This window comes from Pseudoalteromonas sp. CH_XMU1449-3 (genome assembly GCF_037027245.1).
GTDB lineage: Bacteria > Pseudomonadota > Gammaproteobacteria > Enterobacterales > Alteromonadaceae > Pseudoalteromonas > Pseudoalteromonas shioyasakiensis.
Map to the genome: position 1 here is coordinate 1 of NZ_JAYMDY010000033.1, position 18880 is coordinate 18880.

The window sequence follows — 18880 nt, forward strand, 5'->3', positions numbered from 1 at the left end:
ACGAGTGCTTTCTTCGAAAGCAGAATGAAGAGCTTGTTCTATATTCACAAAAAAAATCCGTAGTTAGTTGCCTAACTACGGATTGTGCATGATCATTCTGATCGGTCAACTGATCAACTTCTTAACTGATCAGCATTAGCCGTTAGGCCCTTTTTTAATGCAGTCATAAAAACTTCACTTTTTTTATCAACATAAATCCCTAATAATATCTGGACTAGACCAGATTTAGGCGATATTAAAAATGAATGAATACTTACTGTTAACTCCTGGCCCATTAACAACATCGGATACTGTAAAACAAGCGATGTTAAAGGATTGGTGTACATGGGATGACGATTATAACTTAGGTGTTGTACAGGCTATTCGTAGCAAACTTGTAACTTTAGCCACTAAAAGCAATGACTATACGTGCACATTAATGCAGGGCAGTGGCACTGCGAGTGTAGAAAGTGCTTTAGGTAGTTTAGTCGCAAATGAGCATAAGTTATTGATAATAAACAATGGCGCGTATGGTAAACGGATGGCAGAAATTGCCCAGTATTTAGGCATTGACCATTGTGTTTTAAATTACACTGAAACTCAGCTACCAAACTGTGACGACATTGAAAAAACACTCTTGAGCGATGAAAAAATTAGTCATGTTGCAATGGTGCACTGCGAAACGACGACTGGCATGCTAAACCCAGCAAAGCAAGTTGGTGAACTATTATCACGCCATAACAAAGTGTATATTTTAGACGCTATGAGCAGCTTTGGTGGCGTACCGTTTGACTTAGCAGATTGGCACATTGATGTAATGATAAGCTCATCTAATAAGTGTATTCAAGGTGTTCCAGGTTTTGGTTTTGTTATTTGCAAACGTGACTTAATTGAAGACTCTCAGGGTGTTGCACGTTCGTTGTCACTTGATTTACATGCACAGTGGCAGTGTATGGAGAACAACCAAGGTAAATGGCGTTTCACATCTCCTACACATGTTGTACGCGCATTTCATCAAGCTCTTATTGAATTAGAACAAGAGGGTGGTATTGCAGCACGTCATAAGCGTTATAAAAACAATCAGCAACTCTTAGTGACTGCGATGAGAGATTTAGGTTTTGAAACACTCTTAGATGATAGCTTACATTCACCGATTATCACCTCATTTTATTCTCCAACAGCAAATGGGTATGACTTTAAAGAGTTTTATTTGTTGCTTAAAAACCAAGGGTTTGTGATTTACCCAGGTAAGGTGTCAGATGCTGATTGCTTTAGAATTGGCAATATTGGTCATGTGTTCGAAAAAGATATTACACGTTTAATTAAAGCAATATCAAACAGCAGATATTGGTTATAAAGAATGTTCACCCGTGTAAAGGCTTTGTTTAACAAAGCCTTTTTTCATTTATTGCCTTAGTGACCTTCGACAGTCATTTCAATGGCATTATGCAACCAATACTCAATATTGTAATCCACTAAACTTCCTAGTTCATCAAAGCGTTTACGAATAACTTTTAAACAGGGAGTACCACTATTTTTTTGCAATACCTGTGCTACATCGTCAGGAAGGACAGTCACACTAATTGCGCACTGCTCATTGACTACATTTGTTGCGTATTGATTTGCCATTATTTGTGTTATCGAGCCATTTAGGTTGTGCTCAGCAAGGCTATCAAAACGCGCAGCATCACAAAAAATATCTTCAAACATCACTAAGCGCTCATCAAGGCTGCGGGCACGTTGCAAATGGTGCAAAGTTGATGCAGAAAATTCTGCTTTTAAATCATGATTGCTAATTTCTTGATGGCTAATCACTTGGGTATCAGCAACAAAGCCTTGTTGTTTTGCCAGTTCATAAAAGTTTACTTTAGTGGCAGGGTTCCACTTAAGTTTTGTTGGCGTTACAAACCAACCACGGCGCGTTTGGCTATAGATCAATCCTTCAGCTTCTAAACGAAGTAGTGCCTCACGGACTGTAATACGGGTCGAGTTAAATTGTTCTTGTAACAAACGCTCAGAAGGGAGCTTGTCACCCGTGTTCAGAGTCCCTTCGCTTAGTAATTGATGTATGTAATTTCTGATTTGTTGATATAAAAGCATACCGTGCCTTTTTGCTAAATACAGCTTTAGCTTAACTGATAATAAAAGGATTTATAACGTTTGATTATGAAATTAAATAGTTATCTAAGTAATCTAGCCAAAAAGAAAGTGGTTCAATATGCATATTTGGATCTTTTGCACAGTCGTCAAGTTCTCTTAATTGTAAAATTTCTTCAAAATATGGCTGAGCTGCAAATTGATTTGCTTGTTGTAACGACAAAGGGCCACCTTGTTGTTGCAAGGTGAGTGTACTGGCAGGCGAAAGTGTTTGCTCATAACCTGCATTCTTTGCGACTAAATAGCGTTTAGCTTGAACATGTTGAGAAACCATGGCAACGACAGCATCATTAAAGTTATTTTCTTTTAAAAAAATTGCGCCAAGCTCACAGTGATTCACATATCCTTGCTTGGTCATCGTGAGATTTTGCTGCTGTGCGATTAAATGTCCAATATCATGTAAAAATGCAGCAACGACAGTATCGGCGCTTAATTTTTGCCGCAATGCAAGCCCAGCGCACTGGGCTGCATGAGAATACTGGGTACAAATTTCGTCATAGTGTTGATAGCCAAACTGCTCAAATAAATAACGGATCCGTGTGATTGTTTGTTGGTGTGTAATGGTCATCTAAAAAGCTCTACGATTTCATATCAACTTTTCCTGCGCTGCCTATGAGGCTGGCAAGATACGTATCTATTGGATTTACCTGGGTGTTATTGTCTTCTGCTCGTTCTTTACGTCGAATTGCATTACGAATTAGGTAAGCGCCGACAGTTCGAAATGGTTCAACCACAAAGTTGTCTAATGCTTGATTTACAAGGCCACAGTGTTGCCAAACAGGTGCATTTTTTAAAATTAAAGCTGACAGAATATTTGCCCCTAAAAAAGACTGTACGACGCCATTACCAGAGTAACCCCCGGCGTAAATAACGTTTGCTTGATTATTCAAATGTCCAAAAAACGGGAAGCCAGTGACACTACGGTCAGAAGGGCCTGTCCAAGTTCGATCTATTTCAAAATTATGTTCAGGGAAAAAGCGTGATAAAGAGTTATTTAATAGCGTTTGATAGCAACTCGGCTGCTCAAATTTATCACTCATTCTGTTTGCGAAGCTAAAATAATTTCCGCCTTTGCCTAGCATTAATCGACCATCAGTAGTGGTGCGGTAATAGTTTACAAAAATACGGGAGTCTATTATTGCAGCGCCATGATTGAGACTTAAATGCGCAAGGGTTTCAGGCATCGGTTTAGTAATTGCCATATCACTTGAAACCAGCACGATATTGCGTTGAAACTGCGGTTTTAGTGTAGGGAGCCACGCATTAACGGCAAATACTAGATGATTAGCACAAATATTACCTTGGCTTGTTTCAACATTTAGAGGGGAGTGTCCGCTATGTGCTTTGTACTGGCACTGTTCAATAATTGTAACGCCTAAACTTTCAGCGACTTGTTTTAAACCACGAACTAATTTTGCCGGCTGAATACTACCACCATGAGGTGAATAGTGGCCGCGAATATTGGCGGCAGAGCCTGTATTGATAAGAGCTTGAGTATCACAGTGTTGCCACGCATTAAGATTGTTATCCTCAAGCATTTTTATTGCGGGGTCTAACAAGTGCTTTTGTGCTTCATTTGAGGCGGTGTAATAACAGCCATCAATTCGACAATCGCAGTCGATGCCATGCTGACGAACAAACTCTGCAATTTGATGAACCGCTGACTCAGACTCTTTGACTAAAAACAGTGCCTTTTCGAGACCAACTAACTTACTTAAACTGGGCAGCTTAGTTGACCAAGTTAACATTGCACCGCCATTTCTCCCTGATGCACCTTGCCCGCAAAAGCCTTTTTCAATGATGGTAACTTTTAAATTAGCTTGTTGCTGCTTGAGTTTGATAGCAGTCCAAAGACCAGTAAAGCCACCACCTATGATACATACATCGCAATGGTGCTTTGTAGGTAACGCAAGAGGAAGCGCATAGGCTTCCTCTTGCATTGCGTTATCAAACCAAAAAGGTTGAAACTGCATTATGGGCGCTCCCCTCGGCTTAGCTTGGCATCAATCTCCATCAAAACAGTTTCAATATCAGCCAGCGAGTCAACCACGAAATGCGCACCTGCAGAGTATAAGCTTTGGTAAGCTTGACGTGTCAATTGCTGCTTTTGCTCAGCACTACAAGCTTGCCACTCTTGTTCTGTTAAGCCGACAGCATTACCGCTTAATGCGAGGCCAATTGTCCACATGCCGGCATTCAAACCTTCTTCGATGCCGGGGGCAGAATCATCAATTTTTATACAGTTAGCGACTTTTTTAATGCCTAAAGCATTTACATTCTCAAGAGCCATCCAAGGGCCAGGGCGAGAGCCGGCTTTAAGGTCATCACTTGCTACCCAATGATCCGGTTGATAACCATAGTCTGCAGCGGCACTGACTAACACTTCCATAACTTGGCGAGGGTATCCCGAACAACTGCCTACTTTGATGTTTTGCTGTTTTAAGCGATTGATCACTTCAAGCGCACCAGGAATAGGCATTGCTCTGTCTGCTACTTTTGCCTTTTGCAATGGCATGAAAGTTTGATAGATGTGATCAATATCTGAGTCTGACATTGCTCGGCCAAACTGTGAGTGCCAGCGTGAAGCAACTGACTCCAATTTTCCAAGTGTGGCAATGTGATCCCATTTTCCCATACCCATTGGAATACGCGCTTCTGCAAGTGAAATCTCAAAGTCATAAGCTTGTTTAAATGCTTCAACAAAAATGGTGGTAGGGGCAACTGAGCCATAATCCACGACAGTTCCAGCCCAATCTAAAATGATAGCTTCTATGTTTTTCATAAGATTCTCTTTTAATTGTTTCAGGTAACAACCTGTTTTGAGTGATGAGTTCGAATAGGGGATAAACGCACTGTGAAATAACACAGTGAACATGCAACTAAAGCGGCGGCTACAATGCCAACTAAGTAACAAGCGTTAATAAAGAAGTTAAGCCAACTGAGCTCAGGCATAGCAAACGTTCTGTACAGTAAGATACTGACAGAGCCAAGATAGCCAGCAGAATCAGCAAGATAGATTAAAAAACCTGCATTAGCGACAGAGCCAACGGCTGAAATCATTCGGTCAAATAGAAAACAGTTATACGGGATGTAACTGATATAGAGACCTGAGCCAAGTAAAACCATCCACGCTTTTGCGGATATTATGTTAGCTTCGAAAGCAAAGGTACTCGACAATAACAAAGCGGCACCGAATAAAATAAAGCCGTGATTGACATAAAATGCGGTTTTGTTGTTTTTTACCAAAACCATCGCACCTAATGCGATAAGGACAATAAATGACATTCTTATCCCCGCGTAGGCGAAAATGGCAGGTTCTTCACCATGGCCAAGAGCTTGCCAAATTTCAGCTGCAAAATTGTCACGGAAATCACGAAAACCAGTAAACAGCATAAAGCTTAAAATGAGGCAGCTAATACCAAACCAATACTGTTTAAAAAATTGCCAACGTGCTTTGCCATCCATAGGTAAGCGTTTTTGTCTTGCTTGTTCGTCCTCTGCTGTTGGTTCTGGAATGAGGGTTAAGCATTTAACACTAAACAATAGCAGCGGGAAAAATAGCGCACCTGTCGCTGCAGGCATCCATAGCTCAGGTACATTTAGTGTATCAATAAGCCATTTGCCTACACTGCGAACAAGGCCTGATGCCAATATAAATGTGACACTCAAAATTGCGCCTAGAATTTCACTGGTTTTTCTTCCTTCAAGAAAGCTAAAAACAAGTCCCCAAATCATGCCTAGTGAGAGGCCATTAAAAAATAGCCAAATAACATTTAACCCAATCGGAGTGATAGCAAATAACACCAGCGATATTTCTGCAGCGGCAATAAGGCCAATAATTGTTAAACCTCGTTGCTGATGCTGCATCTCTGAAATAACTTTTATGCCAATAAATTTAGCGCATAAATAGCCAAAAACTTGCGCCAAAATCAGTGCAATTTTAAAGCTTACCTGCCAACTCGGATCGTCGAATTCAGTGTAACTATTTGCAGTGAATGGCTTACGAAATGCGTACATAGAAAAGTAAGTGAGAAATGCAGCACTGGCTGCAAATAACACAAAACCGGTTCCTTGGGCACGTTTAAGCCAATTAGGGTGTGAAAACATTAGGTATCCTTTGCGGGGCAATGGCCCCGCATACAACTCAAAAACTGATTAGAACTGATAATTAAAGCCAACCATGCCGCGTACACCGTAGTACTCTACTTGTAGAGGACGGCTTTCATCGCCTAGGTAGTATTTAAGAGGCTCGTTGGTTAAGTTATTCAGTTCGAGGTAGACTAATGCGTTTTCGTTAAGCTGATATGACGTCGTAAAATCAACGCTTGTATTGTCGCCATAATAGCTGTCAAATTGTTTGCTGCTGCCATGCTCTTCAATGTATTCACCTTTGAAGTTAACGGCTAATCGAGCTGCAAAATGTGTGTTATCGTAATACACCGTAAAGTTGTAGAGACTATCTGCTTGGCGAGGAATTGAGACTTTGTCTGCGCGATCTGGAATCGTCATTTCTGAATCCATGAATGTTGCATTAGCCATGATGCCAAAGTTATCTAGTTCAGGTGTAATAAAACCTAAATCACGATTGAACGCGACCTCTAGGCCAGCAAGCCATGCGCTATCACCATTTTCAGGGCGAATAATATTAACCCCAGTGTTATTGCCGAACTCTCCTATAGAGCTACTTTGAAAAATAGGATCGGTAATATCTTTATAAAATACCCCCAGAGAAACTAACCCTAAGCGGTCAAAGAAGTATTCAGCCATTAAGTCGACATTATTTGAATAAGTCGGCTCTAAATTTGGGTTACCAGAAGTTAATTCGTTGTCTGCTTCTAAGTAAGTCGCCCCTGGCGTTAATGAGCCAAAGTCAGGACGAGCAAAAGAGCGAGTTAATGCAAGTCGATAATTGGTTTGGCTGTTAGGGTGGTAGGTTAAATGCAATGCAGGTAACACAGACAAGTAGTCATTGTTTGCTTTGACGCTTTCGACTTTATCTTCATCTGCAAGGTAAATATAACCGTCAACTTCGGTGTCTGTTTGAGTTAAACGAAGACCTGTTAGCATTTCCCAATTAGCGTTAATGGTATATGTTGCCATACCATATAAAGATGCATGTTGTTCATTAACATCAAAGTTTCTGCCAAGTGCTCCACCATTTTCGATTAAAGCAGATTCACTCTTATCAAGGACAAACTTGTCTTTATTTTTATTCCAAAAATTTGCTAAATCATCAGTACTAGCAACTTGCGAAAACTGACTTTGATAATCGTAAGAAAGCTCGCTTAAATAGTCACTTCGGCCCGGTTGGTCCGCTAATGTAAAATCACTCAGAGTAGGGGCTGCGCCATAGTTTTCAGTATCCCATGCATAAAATTCATCACTGAACCTAGCAACGCGTTCTTTATCGCGGTATTTTGCACCTACTTTAACAATAAGGTCGCTGTTGAGTTGCCACTCAAAGTCTAAAGCGGCAACAATTTTATCTTTTTCATTCACCTTAATTTTATATAGTTCGACCCACGATAAGCCCATTTGGCTTGGATCAAACGAAAAGCCACTTGGTAGGTGAGTACTGATTTGGTCCCATGGATCTGAGCCACCATCAATCGTGTTATAAGCGTAGTTTTTGCCTGTATCTCTGTCTTCAAGGCCTTCGTAACCGACATTTTTTTGGTCAAATCGAACTACAAAATAACTGTTATCTTCGCTGTTAGGCGTGTTGCCATACCTAAATTCGTTTTCATAGCTAGATAAAGACCAATTTAATGTTTTGTCGTAACCAAAGAAATGTTCGCCAGCAAACTCAAAGCCAGTCATTTCTGTTATGAGCTCATTTCTAATATGTTGTAGCTCTGCTCTGTCTTTATCAAAACGCATACGATGCTTATAGTGCGTTTCATCGTCGATTAGTGTGCCGTACATGGCACTAGCACTAATACTGCCTTGTTCTAGCAGATATTCAACAGAACCATTTAAACCGTAAGTTTCGCGAGTTCCGGTGTAATCTCTTAGCTCTAAACGATAAATTCCTAAACCATCATTTCCTCTACGAGGCTCAAAGTTATCTGTTGCCCAGTCCCGTTGCCAAGCTGTTGCGTTAATTAAAAAACCTAATTTGTCATTTAAGATGCGATCGCCATAAAGTAAGTTGGCAGAGTAGTTATTTCCATCAGCTAGTTCATTTTGACCGAGTGCTAAATTGGCATTAAATACAAAATCATCAGGTGCTTTTTTGGTTATAAAGTTAACGTTACCACCAATAGCATCTCCCTCCATTTCTGGCGTTAATGCTTTTGATACCTCAACAAATTCAATAAGCTCACTCGGGAAAAAGTCAAACGCAGTGGCGCGGCTGGTGGTTTCTTCTTCTGCAGTTGGTAATCGGTTGCCATTGATTGTTGCAGAGCTCCACTGCGCAGGTAAGCCGCGAACAGCAACAAATCGGCCTTCGCCTTGATCGCGTTCTATAGAAACACCAGAGATGCGTTGAACTGCTTCAGCTGCGTTACGGTCTGGCAACTTACCGATGCCATCAGCCGAAATAACATTTTTAATATTTTTAGCATTTTTTTGGCTATTGGCCGCAGCCATTTCACCACGTTGAATTTGACCAACAGCAACGACTTCTTCAATGGTGTTAGCTGAATTATCCATGACAATATGAGACAGTAATTTAACCTCATTGTTGCTTATCTCAACATCAACAATCTGGCTGCTATAACCCATATACGAAACTTCAAGTTGGTAGTGACCTGCATCTAATTTAGCAAGCTCAAACTTACCGTCATAATCAGTCACCGTAGATTGATTTGTGCCAACGACTTTAACCAAAGCACCTGGCAAGCGATTACTATGATCTGTGATAGAGCCTTGAATTTTTGCATCAGTGGCAAAAGCGCTATGCGCTGATAAAAATGGGTAGCTGCACAAAAAAACAGCTGTGCTGAGTGTACGTCGTTTAATCATCTGTTGAGCCTCTTATTTTTAAATTTATCTGGACTAGACCAGATTTGTTGCAGACAATAATAGAGTGGCTTTTTTACAAAGATGTGACGGTTTTTTATTTTTAATATTAAAAAAGGGTCAAATGACCCTTTGAGATAAGTTATAAAGACGTGCTTATAGAAATTGGCACATCTTGATATTGTTTTATTTTATCAAGCAAGGTTACTAAGGTTTTGTGGCTGCTTTGCTCACTTGCTGTTACTTGCACGTTGGTCATTTCAAACTGTGCGGCAAATAACGCAAGGTTAGCGATTATCTGTTCTGGTGTGATAAGCCGGTTTGCAAAATAAATACTGTCGTTTTCAGTGATAGTAAATTGCGCTTGTTTTTTAGGGTTTTCAAGGCTTGGTTTTGCTAAAGGGCGATTGACTTCAATAGCGCGCTCTTTAACAAATGAGGTTGTGACGATAAAAAATATCAGCAAGATAAACACAATATCAAGCATAGAGGTCATATCTACATCAGCGTTTGCAGTGGTTTTTTTATTTTGTTTCACCATAATTAGGTCCTTGTTGTTTTTGACCAAGCCACAAAATTTACGATTAAGTGGACTAGCCATAGTCGTGATTAATACCACGGATTATTTTTAAAATGCTGGGCGCCACAGCAGTTTTTAGGATCCTAAATTTAAAGTTAGCAGCTTTTAAAAAAACGGTAGTTAAATAAATATTCTAAGTTTATTAAATGTTTGTAGCGTTTTTGTTGGTAAAAATATTTATTAGCTCTGATGAAATGATTTTCAGGTTAGTCTGGTCATTTTTGTTGGAACTAAGTTTAAAGGATGGATAAATGCTAAAAATTAAGTCTTTAGTTTGTGCTGTGTACCTTGTTTTACCAACAGCAAGTTTTGCTGAGCAACCAGTAAACGGGCAAGATTTTATTAATTTATTTGAAAAGCTTTCAGGAAAGCAGCCCGGAATCAGAAAAGGTCACGCCAAAGGGGTGTGCGCTGTTGGCACATTTACACCTAATCAAGCAGCAAAGCAGTATTCAGTTAGCCCTTTATTTAACGCACCGTCAAAAACAAATATTCGCTTTTCTATGGGCGGGGGTAACCCTCATGCTGATGAAACATCACGCTCGCCGCGAGGAATGGGGGTGCAGTTTGTACTAGAAAATGGTGATGTACACAATATTGCAGGGCTAACTACACCAGTGTTTGCAGGCAACAGCCCAGAAGCGTTTTTTGGTTTGCTTAGTACCTTATTACCTGACGAGAAAACAGGGCAAATCGATTTTGCAAAAGTAAAAGCATACAGAGAGCAAAACCCGAGTACCTTAGGGCAATTTAATTGGCTACAAAGCCATAACCCGCCAACATCGTATGTGTCTTCGCGTTATTTTGGTGTGCATACCTTTTACATGGTTGATGAAAAGGGCGCTAAGCATGCCTTTAGATGGACCATGGTGCCAGAAGAGCCAGAACAGGTGCTAACAGAAGAGCAAATGAAAACCTTCCCTAAATCATTTCTGGCTAAGCGACTTGAAGAAGATTTAGCGAAAGGGAAGGTGCATTATCGTTTTCAAGCTGAATTAGCCGAGCCAGGTGATGCATTAACTGACCCTTCAGTTCGTTGGCCTGCGGAGCGCAAAACAATTAATTTAGGAAAGCTCACCATAGAATCGACAGGTGAATCAGGCTGCGACCTCACAAATTATGACCCAAACCTGTTGTCTAAAGGCTTTATGCCAAGCGATGACAAAGTACTTAAATTACGCTCAACAGCCTATGCGATTTCATTTGCAAAGCGTTTAACGGGGCAATAAATAAGACTAAATCGCTTGGCGGTGCTCCCGATTATTTGATTACCAAATAAACTTGGTGGTTTAACGACCAAGCGATTTTAAATTAAAAGTTGTCGTAAATAGTTAAAATCATATTTGCAAATTAAGTATTGATTTTATTAACTTTACCCATATCTATACATTTACTAAAAAATAAATAAAGGGAATTTTATGAATGTAACTTTGCGTGATGTTACGAAGGATAATTGGCTGGATGTAATTCACTTAGAAATAACTAAAGAGCAAGAGGATTACGTAGCGTTAAATTCAGAATCTATCGCTGAATCAAGCTTTTATCCCCATTATGTTAATCGAGCAATATATCGTGAAGATGAGGTTGTCGGTTTTATTCAATACTACCAAGAGCTTGAAGAAGGGCTACCTGATGAGTTTTACATTGCTCAGTTTATGGTTGATGTAAAATATCAAGGCCAAGGTATAGGTAAAATCGCAACAGAATTAGTAATTAACGAGATGAAAAAAATTCCAGAATGTAAAAAAATAACCATACTCTACATGCCTGGCCACCATACGATGCGCAAATTTTATTCTCAGTTTGGTTTTGTGGTCACCGAAGAGGACGATGAAGACGGTGTTGTAATGGAACTTGATGTTAAATAGTTGAAATGCACTTTTTGGGACATAAATGAGTTAGAGTATTTAATCAGTAACGCCTCAATCAGAGGCAAAAAATAGTTGGTTAAACTTAGCGACGCAGGAGCAAAACCAACTGTTTTTTGTCCTGCTGAATTGACTTGTTAGCAATCTATGAGCTGAACCTAGACGCTATCTCTATTTTATTTACTAAGTAGCCTAAAATGCCAACACCGCCATCCCACTCGAATTTGTTTATTAGCTCTAAGATTCTTTTTGCTCGGGATTTTTGCTCATCAGTAGCAGTAGTTGAATTAACAACTTCGTTATATTTTTCTACAACGTCACTAGTACCATGACGGTGAGACTTACATGTCATTATGTATGTTTCTAGAACTGCCCCGTAATTGTTGGCGATTAGCTTTTCGGCTCCGCGTTTAGAAGAAAGATGTTCAAATAAAGCTGTTGGAGTCATTTCTTCATTTACAAAGGACTTATAAAGATCAGGTTCTTTGACTTTTAAAACGATTAGGTAGCAGAGGAATAATGGATAAAGCGCATAATCTTTCGGAGTTGTTCTAATTGCTAAGCTTAACAAAGAACAACAATGCTCCTGTTCTCTTAAAGTAAGATTATATATTTCAAAAAGTTCAGAGAACATTTCTAAGGATTGACGCCCTTCGTATTGTGAATCTCTTCCAGTTTTCGTTGAAAAATAGCTATTGAAGTCAAATCTCTTAAATAGCGCTTTAACAAAAAGCCCTTTCTCTGGAGGTGGTAAAAGATAATCAAAGTCTATGAACCGCCTCAAATAACCGTTTACATTGAGATCTTGTCCGTACACAGCCTTAATTGAGTGTCCAAGTTGAGTTTTATCTGCACCTAATACAAATACTATATTACTTACATTAAAGAAGTGCTTTGCTTTCTCAAGCACTTCAATTGAGAAGTTGGGTCTACACCGGTCAAGTTCATCAATAATAAATACCAAGGGTTTAGGGTCTTCTTTAGATGAAATGCTTGTGGCTAGTTCTTGCAGTGAACCTCTAAAAGCAGATAAAGTATTTTTTGATTTCTCATAACTTTCTAGTTCCTCTTTCGCGATAGACTCGGCAAAACCAGCAAGAGCTTGTTCAGTTACTTTATCCAGATCTAAAGCGCCAGCTGTTGCGACTTTTGCTGCAACAGGAACAGTTCTTTTTAACAACGTAACTCCAAACCCCTTAGCCTTATCTAGGTACTCTTTAGTTTTAGAAATATCTTCAGGTGTAGAGAGTTCATCAATTCCAGAGCTAATTTCACCAATGATTGAAACTAGTGCATCATCTGTAAAATCATTCTCCCAAGCGTTAAAATATATAGTTGGTACTTCATTATCTTTAAGATGTTGTTCCCACATCCTAAGAAAAGTAGTTTTTCCTTGTCCCCAAGGCGCATCTATACAAACAACCATTGGGTCTTGAGTAGAAAGAACGAATTGAGTAAGAACTTCAGCACTTTCAAGCCTATTTAGTTCATCATTCAAAAATGGACTACCCGGCTCAACTACTATTTCACGATTCTTGATAATCACTCTGACTCCTTGAGATTGCTAACGCCTCAATCAGCCGGCGCTTTAGCGATCGGCTGCATTGACTTGTTAGAAGGTGGTTTTGGCTGCACAAACTTAGAATATGATACGTCCGAGATACTCGCTATTGGGACGGCTATAGTGCTCATATCATTATTCGAGTCATGCTGATAAAAAAACATAAACTTTTCGGTTGCCGTAATAAATACTATAGGTGCGCCGTTGTCTTTAGGTAACCTTTGTCCAGTACGCAATTCAATTGTTGACATGTGTTCAGGGCTATTAACGACACGGTCTAGATGCGACTCCATCTCAAAATGTAACGTAGCAAAAATTAACACAACACCCAATATAATCATGGGTAATATCATTAAGCTAGCTCTGCGCCTCTGCTGGGTCAATTTAGCCTTATAGTATTGTTTCATTTCTTTCTGTTTTTCTTGCAAGCGCAAAGCGTGATCTTTTTCACCATCAAAGTTAGCCCGCTCAATTTCTCGCTGAATCTCTAACTCTTCTCGAGCAATATATTCTTGTTCTTTTGCTAAGTTTGTTACTCGTATAGATATATATGCAATTCCTACTGCGAATGCAGGAAAGGCAAACAGGAATACTTTAGGGTTTTTAAGGCCAGCAAGGAAAAAGTCATCGGCTTCAGCAAACACAACAATATTTAGGCCGAATTCACGTAAAAGAGAATACTCAGTCCAATACCCAACGGCAGAGCACAGTAAAGCAGAGAACGTCAAAACAAGTATGGGGTGCTCTTTGAAAAAAGTAAGGATATTGTTCTCTTCTATTATTTGTGTGGCCAATTTGCTCTCCTTTCAAGCCTTCTAACGCCCGCATAACGGGCAAATAAATAGCTTGGCTAAACTGAGGAACGAAGTGACAAAAGCCAAGCTTTATTTGTCACGGTTAATGCGCTTGTTAGAGGCGGTTTCAGCTTCTTCTTTAGCTTTTTGAATAAAGAAAACCCATCCCTTATCCCTTAATAATTTTTTAGCATCAAAACCCTCCTTGATTGATTTACCCACGCCATAAGGATTTACTATGATAGGAGAAGGGCAATTAGTTAAAATACCATTAAGGGTAGTCATTGCTATATTTGGTTTTGCGTAATTTGTAATATCCCACAAAGCCGATATTATTTCGGAATCTATACTCGTAGTTAAATTATCTGGATTATCTTTTAGCGAAGATTCGATTTTATCGCGAAAGTTAGTTACGCACTTATCTTTACGGAGTTCAAATATTTGCTCCCAACTTAAATCTGAAAAGTCAGGTATCATATTGCTATTTTGTGATAGCTCATTTAACGAATACCCTTCATTATTAGCAACATTTGTCATTGCATTCGCAAATTGAGGGCCTAAATTTCCGGCAACATTAGGCTCTAAATTTTTAAATCCAGCATAAAGCCTTATATCTGCCCACATATCTCCACATAGTTGCTTAAACTCTTTTGTAAGAATGAACTCTCCTTCCGGTTGCTTTTGTTCGTATGCATACGAAAATATTTTATTCAAAACATCATTATTTACTGAGTCATAAAGGCTTTCTTCGAAATCATCAGCGTCCTCCAAGTAATCCCAACAATTTACAAATAGATTTTTGAATTCTTTATTGGATGCAAGTGCACTTGCTTCATACATATCACTAGCAGAAACAATGGAAAGAAAATTTGATGCTAGTCCGTAAGTCTGGCCGTTTTCTATCATGCATCCGTTGCTATGAAAAACGATTTCATCAAAATAAATCGCTAGTCTTTTAAAGAGAGATTGCGGTGATATACCGCACCTTTGAAAGTTCTTTATCGTAGGTAAACCGACTATCGTTTTCATCTAAATTCCATTTAATTGACTTGTTATATGCCGATTACCAATTAACCTGCTTAGTTTTTTTATAACCTAGCCACATAGTAATTGCTAGCGTTAAACATCCCAGTAAAATGAAAACAATGGTTACATTTTGGGACTCTTGCACAATACTAAGTTTTGCATTTAACCACGCAGGGAAGAATATACTAAACGGGATGTAGGTAACGATAAACAACAGAAACAAAATATATTGGCTGAATAAGTTTAGCAAATTACGTCGATTAACCCGTTCAAGATTATCTGCTACATGTTTATGGAGTTTTACGGTAGCCAAGCAGAGCCAAACATAGACCACAAATGAAACTACAAAAATAGCAATAATCATATAACTCTCTTAGGCATATAACATGTTTATAGCGAGCTAATCGCGCATTTTTCTTATTAGATTATTTCTAACAAACTTGTTAACTAATTACCAGTGTTATTAAAATTTAGGAGTTCTCGCTTTTACCTCAGGATAAAAACGAGCGATTGGGTCGTTTTCTTGACTATGCGAGCAATAGACTTTGACGAAATAGAAAAGCAATTGTGAACGGCCGATGTTCGCTCTTTTAAAATTCGCCTAAACACGTCTTGGGACAGTAACGAGTCATGCTTGATGGTCAGTAATTGGCTCTTCGCGGAACTTCGGATGGTGAATTTGCTAGTTGCTGTCTCTCAATTGATGTTTAAACCTAACAATTAAACTCTCAGAATAGATACAAAACGCTTATCTAATTACTAAATAAAAGGGCAACTACTTGTTTGCTACAGTGCGTGAAGAATAAACGCCAGCCAATATTTTTTCATTTTAAATTTTATTGTTAGCTTCGAACTCTACGACGCTAACTTTAACCACGTGATTAGAACAGCGTAATAATGGCCACGAAGCATTATATTGAACTTCAAGAGGCTTAGTTTTCTTAATCTGTAATTCACTGCCAGTCAACCAAGTCAGCTTGAACTCAGCATTCAATTGATAAGAAGCTAAGACTCCTACACCACAAGTGCCGTTAGCAAAATCAAGAAATACTTGAGTAACATCACCACTTACAGAACTTGTTTCAACAATATATGCCTTATGCCCAAGCGAAGAAGTTAAAACCTTAGATTTCTCCATCTTTAGCCCAGAAGGTAAAGTGTTTTTTCCACAACCCGCAAGCGCTGCAATGATGAATAGTGCGAGATACCATCTCATTTAGAAACCTTTTGCCCTGTAAAGGGGGTAATAATGTTTGTCTAAAAATTATGAATAGTAGCGGAACAGAGCCAGGCTTTAGCAGTCACATCACCTGGTGCGTTTGTTAGTTGTACTTACAACCAAAACTGCCACTACTTTTTTGATTTTTGTATTTTATAACTTGTTGGCTCTTTTTCTTTGTGGCTTCGATTATCATCGTATTCGATACCCCGATACTCACCACTATGGCCCGTTATTAGTATTTTCCTTATATCTAGCCACAATATTACTCTTTCAGCTTCTTCAGCAATGTGAGGGTAGAATTCATCAACTTTATCATTAAAACCATCTGGACAAGTTAAACCAAGACCGTAACCCAACCCAAGGTTATCCATGAAACCAAATCCTTCGCAATATAGGTCATAGCATTGCTCGATATATTTATCCACATCGTGCGGCTTAGCAATTATTTTATGGAGGATGTTGCGAATACTCCATTCATAATATTTACCCATAGAAAAATACTTTGAGAGCACTTTTTGGGCTTGATATAACCTGGAAGGCGTTTTGTAGTTTATTGAAATGATTTCGAGATAATCATCAGAGTCTAAGGTTTGTTCGAGTGTAGTTTCCGTGTACACCCAATTCTCGAAGTCAGATAATTCGATTTCTCTGGATACTAATCTATAGAAAGTTAATTCGATAGGATGCAAACAATTCTCTCACAAAGCTAACGCCACACTAAGCGGCAACTAAAACTTGGCTATAATTTGCAAGGAACAAGCGCGAGCCAAATGTTACGCGTCCGGTCAATTTTAAGTGCCTTGCTATGTGTGCTTCAAAACTGAACCAAACCGATATATTAGTATCCATATTTGTCGGGGGTTTGGAAAATCGTTTTTACGATTTTTAAAGCTTCTTCTCTGGCCAGCTCACATTGAATTAGAATGTTCACTGCCTGATGAGTACTTTTAGATTTAATTGCTTCATCGAATGCTTCAAATTTATTGAGTGTAAAAAGCCGCTCATTTACAGTCATTCCCTTCAGCTCGTTCATTACATCACTCCTAAACACAAATACATCGCAATATGGGGCGTATAAAGCTTGGTTAAAATTAGCGACGATGGAGTACAAGCCATGCGTTTTTTGCCCATACTCATTACGGACTGAACCAGGTTTGTTGCATAGCTGATAAGAACTCTTCTGTAACAGGATAACCAGAATCATCGCCAATGACTGAATCTATGTCACAAGTTGGACAAAGAGCTGTATCCCCATCATCTGTCCAATATAGGATATTTTTGTAATCGAATATATCGAGGCAAGAGAAACAACCACATTTATTGCTATTTCGCAAAGAATCTCGATGATATATCGATTTTTTGTGAGCCGCTTTAGCAGCATATAGTAGTTCAATATCCATATTTTGTAAGGGTATATAATGCCCTGTTTAGGAGGTAATTATTGGCTAAAAAACGAAAGCAGTGAGTAAATCCAACTGTTTTTCGTCCATTGATTGATTTGTTAGCTATACACATTCCATTCTGTAGCTCAAAGTTAAATTAGTTATGCTATCTGAGTTTGCAATGTAACGAATAATAGCCTTTTCGCTGTACCAGTCACCAGACCATTTAAATTTGAACTCACCATCTAGAGTTTCAGATTCATACGCTTCACCGTTTAGCATCAAATGTATAACGGAAGAACCGGTAGAGTTTCCATAGCCTTCTATCTTAATAGCTATAACTTTATCTCCACATGTACTCGTTAATGTAAAAGTTTGAGATTTTGTTAAATTCTTGTAATTGATTGTAGAAACTTGATAATTATTACTACAAGCTATTAAACCAACCAATAAAAAATAGATTAAAACTCTCATTCGATTACACTATATAGCTAACGCCGCGATAAACGGCAAAAAGTAGTTGCAAAATTTGTGATGCACGAACAAAGCCAACTGTTTTTGTCCGCACTTTTAATTTACCTTGTTAGGTGTATGTATTCCAAATTAGAGTAAACAAAACAAAAATTGAAAATGTTGCATACGTGACGATACCTAACCAAAAACAACCGGGTGATTCACTGCGCTTAACAGTTATTGCTTTAATTTCTATTTCTCCATTTTTTACTGCATGAATGCAATAAACAAGTAAAAATGGGCTTAAAAATAAAAACACTATAAAAGCTACGAAGTCACCGAACCCCTCGGATTGTGGTGTAAACACAAATGCCAAGAAAGTAAAAATACAACCTAAAAGAAAAATAGTTTTCAAAAGCCGCGAGGTATTTAACCTTAAGTTAGTTATTGCTTTGATTACAACGTTATCATCGTTTTTAACAGAACTTATTGGTGGCTTACATTTAGAGCTAGTTTTTGGAGAAATACCTTTATTTCTATTGTCTATTTCTTTAAGTACAATTTGATACCTATGATGATATTTATCCCGATCAATATGCTCTAAAACATCTAAAAGTTCCTCATGAGTATATTGAGAATAATTTGGTTCAGAAGTAAACACCAAGTACACCTAACACCCGCATAAAGGGCGATAACATATGGGCTAAAATTAGGAACGAAGTGGCGCTGCCCATGTGTTAGCGTCCCAGCGAGCTTGCGAGCGATTTAATGCGTTTGTTAGGTGACATTGCTGACATTGGTAAATGAAGTTTCTTTTACCAGTTTATTGAAAGCTTCTGCAGAGATAGGCTCCTCGCCATATTCACAACAGCCGAAACTACCCTCAGGTAAA

18 protein-coding genes are annotated in these 18880 nt (G+C 38.7%); 3 read left to right on the top strand and 15 right to left on the bottom strand.

Annotation, left to right across the window (positions count from 1 at the left end):
* Positions 1-241: 241 nt before the first annotated feature.
* The gene (gene phnW, locus WA256_RS20360) at positions 242-1336 is read left to right on the top strand and encodes a 2-aminoethylphosphonate--pyruvate transaminase (RefSeq protein WP_335993175.1); all 1095 of its coding nucleotides are present in this window, start codon (positions 242-244) and stop codon (positions 1334-1336) included.
* Between the two features lie 56 nt (positions 1337-1392).
* Here the strand turns inward: phnW and WA256_RS20365 are convergent, their stop codons facing one another.
* The 7 genes from WA256_RS20365 to WA256_RS20395 form a co-directional block, all read right to left on the bottom strand.
* Positions 1393-2079: a UTRA domain-containing protein gene (locus tag WA256_RS20365; RefSeq protein ID WP_054553070.1), complete on the bottom strand. Its 687-nt coding sequence runs from the start codon at positions 2077-2079 to the stop codon at positions 1393-1395.
* A gap of 64 nt (positions 2080-2143) precedes the next feature.
* Positions 2144-2704 (bottom strand): HD domain-containing protein, encoded by a 561-nt coding sequence (locus tag WA256_RS20370; protein WP_335993178.1) that lies wholly within the window; start codon positions 2702-2704, stop codon positions 2144-2146.
* 10 nt (positions 2705-2714) lie between these two features.
* Positions 2715-4109 (bottom strand): FAD-dependent oxidoreductase, encoded by a 1395-nt coding sequence (locus WA256_RS20375; protein ID WP_335993179.1) that lies wholly within the window; start codon positions 4107-4109, stop codon positions 2715-2717.
* Positions 4109-4918, bottom strand: a complete 810-nt coding sequence (phnX, locus tag WA256_RS20380; RefSeq protein WP_138625376.1) for a phosphonoacetaldehyde hydrolase — start codon at positions 4916-4918, stop codon at positions 4109-4111. The genes WA256_RS20375 and phnX overlap by 1 nt, the downstream gene beginning before the upstream one ends.
* Positions 4919-4938: 20 nt before the next feature.
* Positions 4939-6243, bottom strand: a complete 1305-nt coding sequence (locus tag WA256_RS20385; RefSeq protein ID WP_063528092.1) for a DUF5690 family protein — start codon at positions 6241-6243, stop codon at positions 4939-4941.
* Positions 6244-6291: 48 nt separating this feature from the next.
* Positions 6292-9105, bottom strand: coding sequence for a TonB-dependent receptor (locus WA256_RS20390; RefSeq protein ID WP_335993182.1), 2814 nt, complete (start codon positions 9103-9105; stop codon positions 6292-6294).
* A gap of 139 nt (positions 9106-9244) precedes the next feature.
* The gene (locus tag WA256_RS20395; RefSeq protein ID WP_335993184.1) at positions 9245-9643 is read right to left on the bottom strand and encodes an ExbD/TolR family protein; all 399 of its coding nucleotides are present in this window, start codon (positions 9641-9643) and stop codon (positions 9245-9247) included.
* Between the two features lie 290 nt (positions 9644-9933).
* On the opposite strand from WA256_RS20395, the gene WA256_RS20400 reads away from it, so the two are divergent.
* Together WA256_RS20400 and WA256_RS20405 are read left to right on the top strand one after the other, a co-directional pair.
* On the top strand, positions 9934-10911 hold the full coding sequence (locus WA256_RS20400; protein ID WP_335993187.1) for a catalase family peroxidase: 978 nt from the start codon (positions 9934-9936) through the stop codon (positions 10909-10911).
* Between the two features lie 189 nt (positions 10912-11100).
* Positions 11101-11550 (top strand): GNAT family N-acetyltransferase, encoded by a 450-nt coding sequence (locus tag WA256_RS20405; protein WP_058584874.1) that lies wholly within the window; start codon positions 11101-11103, stop codon positions 11548-11550.
* Between the two features lie 145 nt (positions 11551-11695).
* On the opposite strand, the gene WA256_RS20410 is transcribed toward WA256_RS20405, so the two are convergent.
* From WA256_RS20410 to WA256_RS20445, 8 genes are all read right to left on the bottom strand, one after another.
* Positions 11696-13096 (bottom strand): KAP family P-loop NTPase fold protein, encoded by a 1401-nt coding sequence (locus tag WA256_RS20410; protein WP_335993190.1) that lies wholly within the window; start codon positions 13094-13096, stop codon positions 11696-11698.
* Positions 13097-13122: 26 nt separating this feature from the next.
* Positions 13123-13905, bottom strand: coding sequence for a hypothetical protein (locus WA256_RS20415; RefSeq protein ID WP_335993192.1), 783 nt, complete (start codon positions 13903-13905; stop codon positions 13123-13125).
* A gap of 90 nt (positions 13906-13995) precedes the next feature.
* Entirely contained in the window at positions 13996-14934 is a 939-nt protein-coding gene (locus tag WA256_RS20420; RefSeq protein WP_335993194.1) for a hypothetical protein, read from the bottom strand.
* 826 nt (positions 14935-15760) lie between these two features.
* A complete protein-coding gene (locus WA256_RS20425; RefSeq protein WP_130166443.1) occupies positions 15761-16147 on the bottom strand; it encodes a hypothetical protein in 387 nt (128 codons plus the stop codon).
* A gap of 134 nt (positions 16148-16281) precedes the next feature.
* The gene (locus WA256_RS20430; RefSeq protein WP_335993195.1) at positions 16282-16842 is read right to left on the bottom strand and encodes a hypothetical protein; all 561 of its coding nucleotides are present in this window, start codon (positions 16840-16842) and stop codon (positions 16282-16284) included.
* 149 nt (positions 16843-16991) lie between these two features.
* Positions 16992-17186 carry a hypothetical protein gene (locus WA256_RS20435; protein ID WP_058584875.1) on the bottom strand — a complete coding sequence of 65 codons (195 nt, stop codon included), beginning with the start codon at positions 17184-17186 and terminating at the stop codon, positions 16992-16994.
* A 472-nt stretch (positions 17187-17658) separates the two neighbouring features.
* Positions 17659-18009, bottom strand: coding sequence for a hypothetical protein (locus WA256_RS20440; protein WP_335993198.1), 351 nt, complete (start codon positions 18007-18009; stop codon positions 17659-17661).
* 109 nt (positions 18010-18118) lie between these two features.
* Positions 18119-18649, bottom strand: coding sequence for a hypothetical protein (locus WA256_RS20445; protein ID WP_335993200.1), 531 nt, complete (start codon positions 18647-18649; stop codon positions 18119-18121).
* Between the last annotated feature and the right edge of the window lie 231 nt (positions 18650-18880).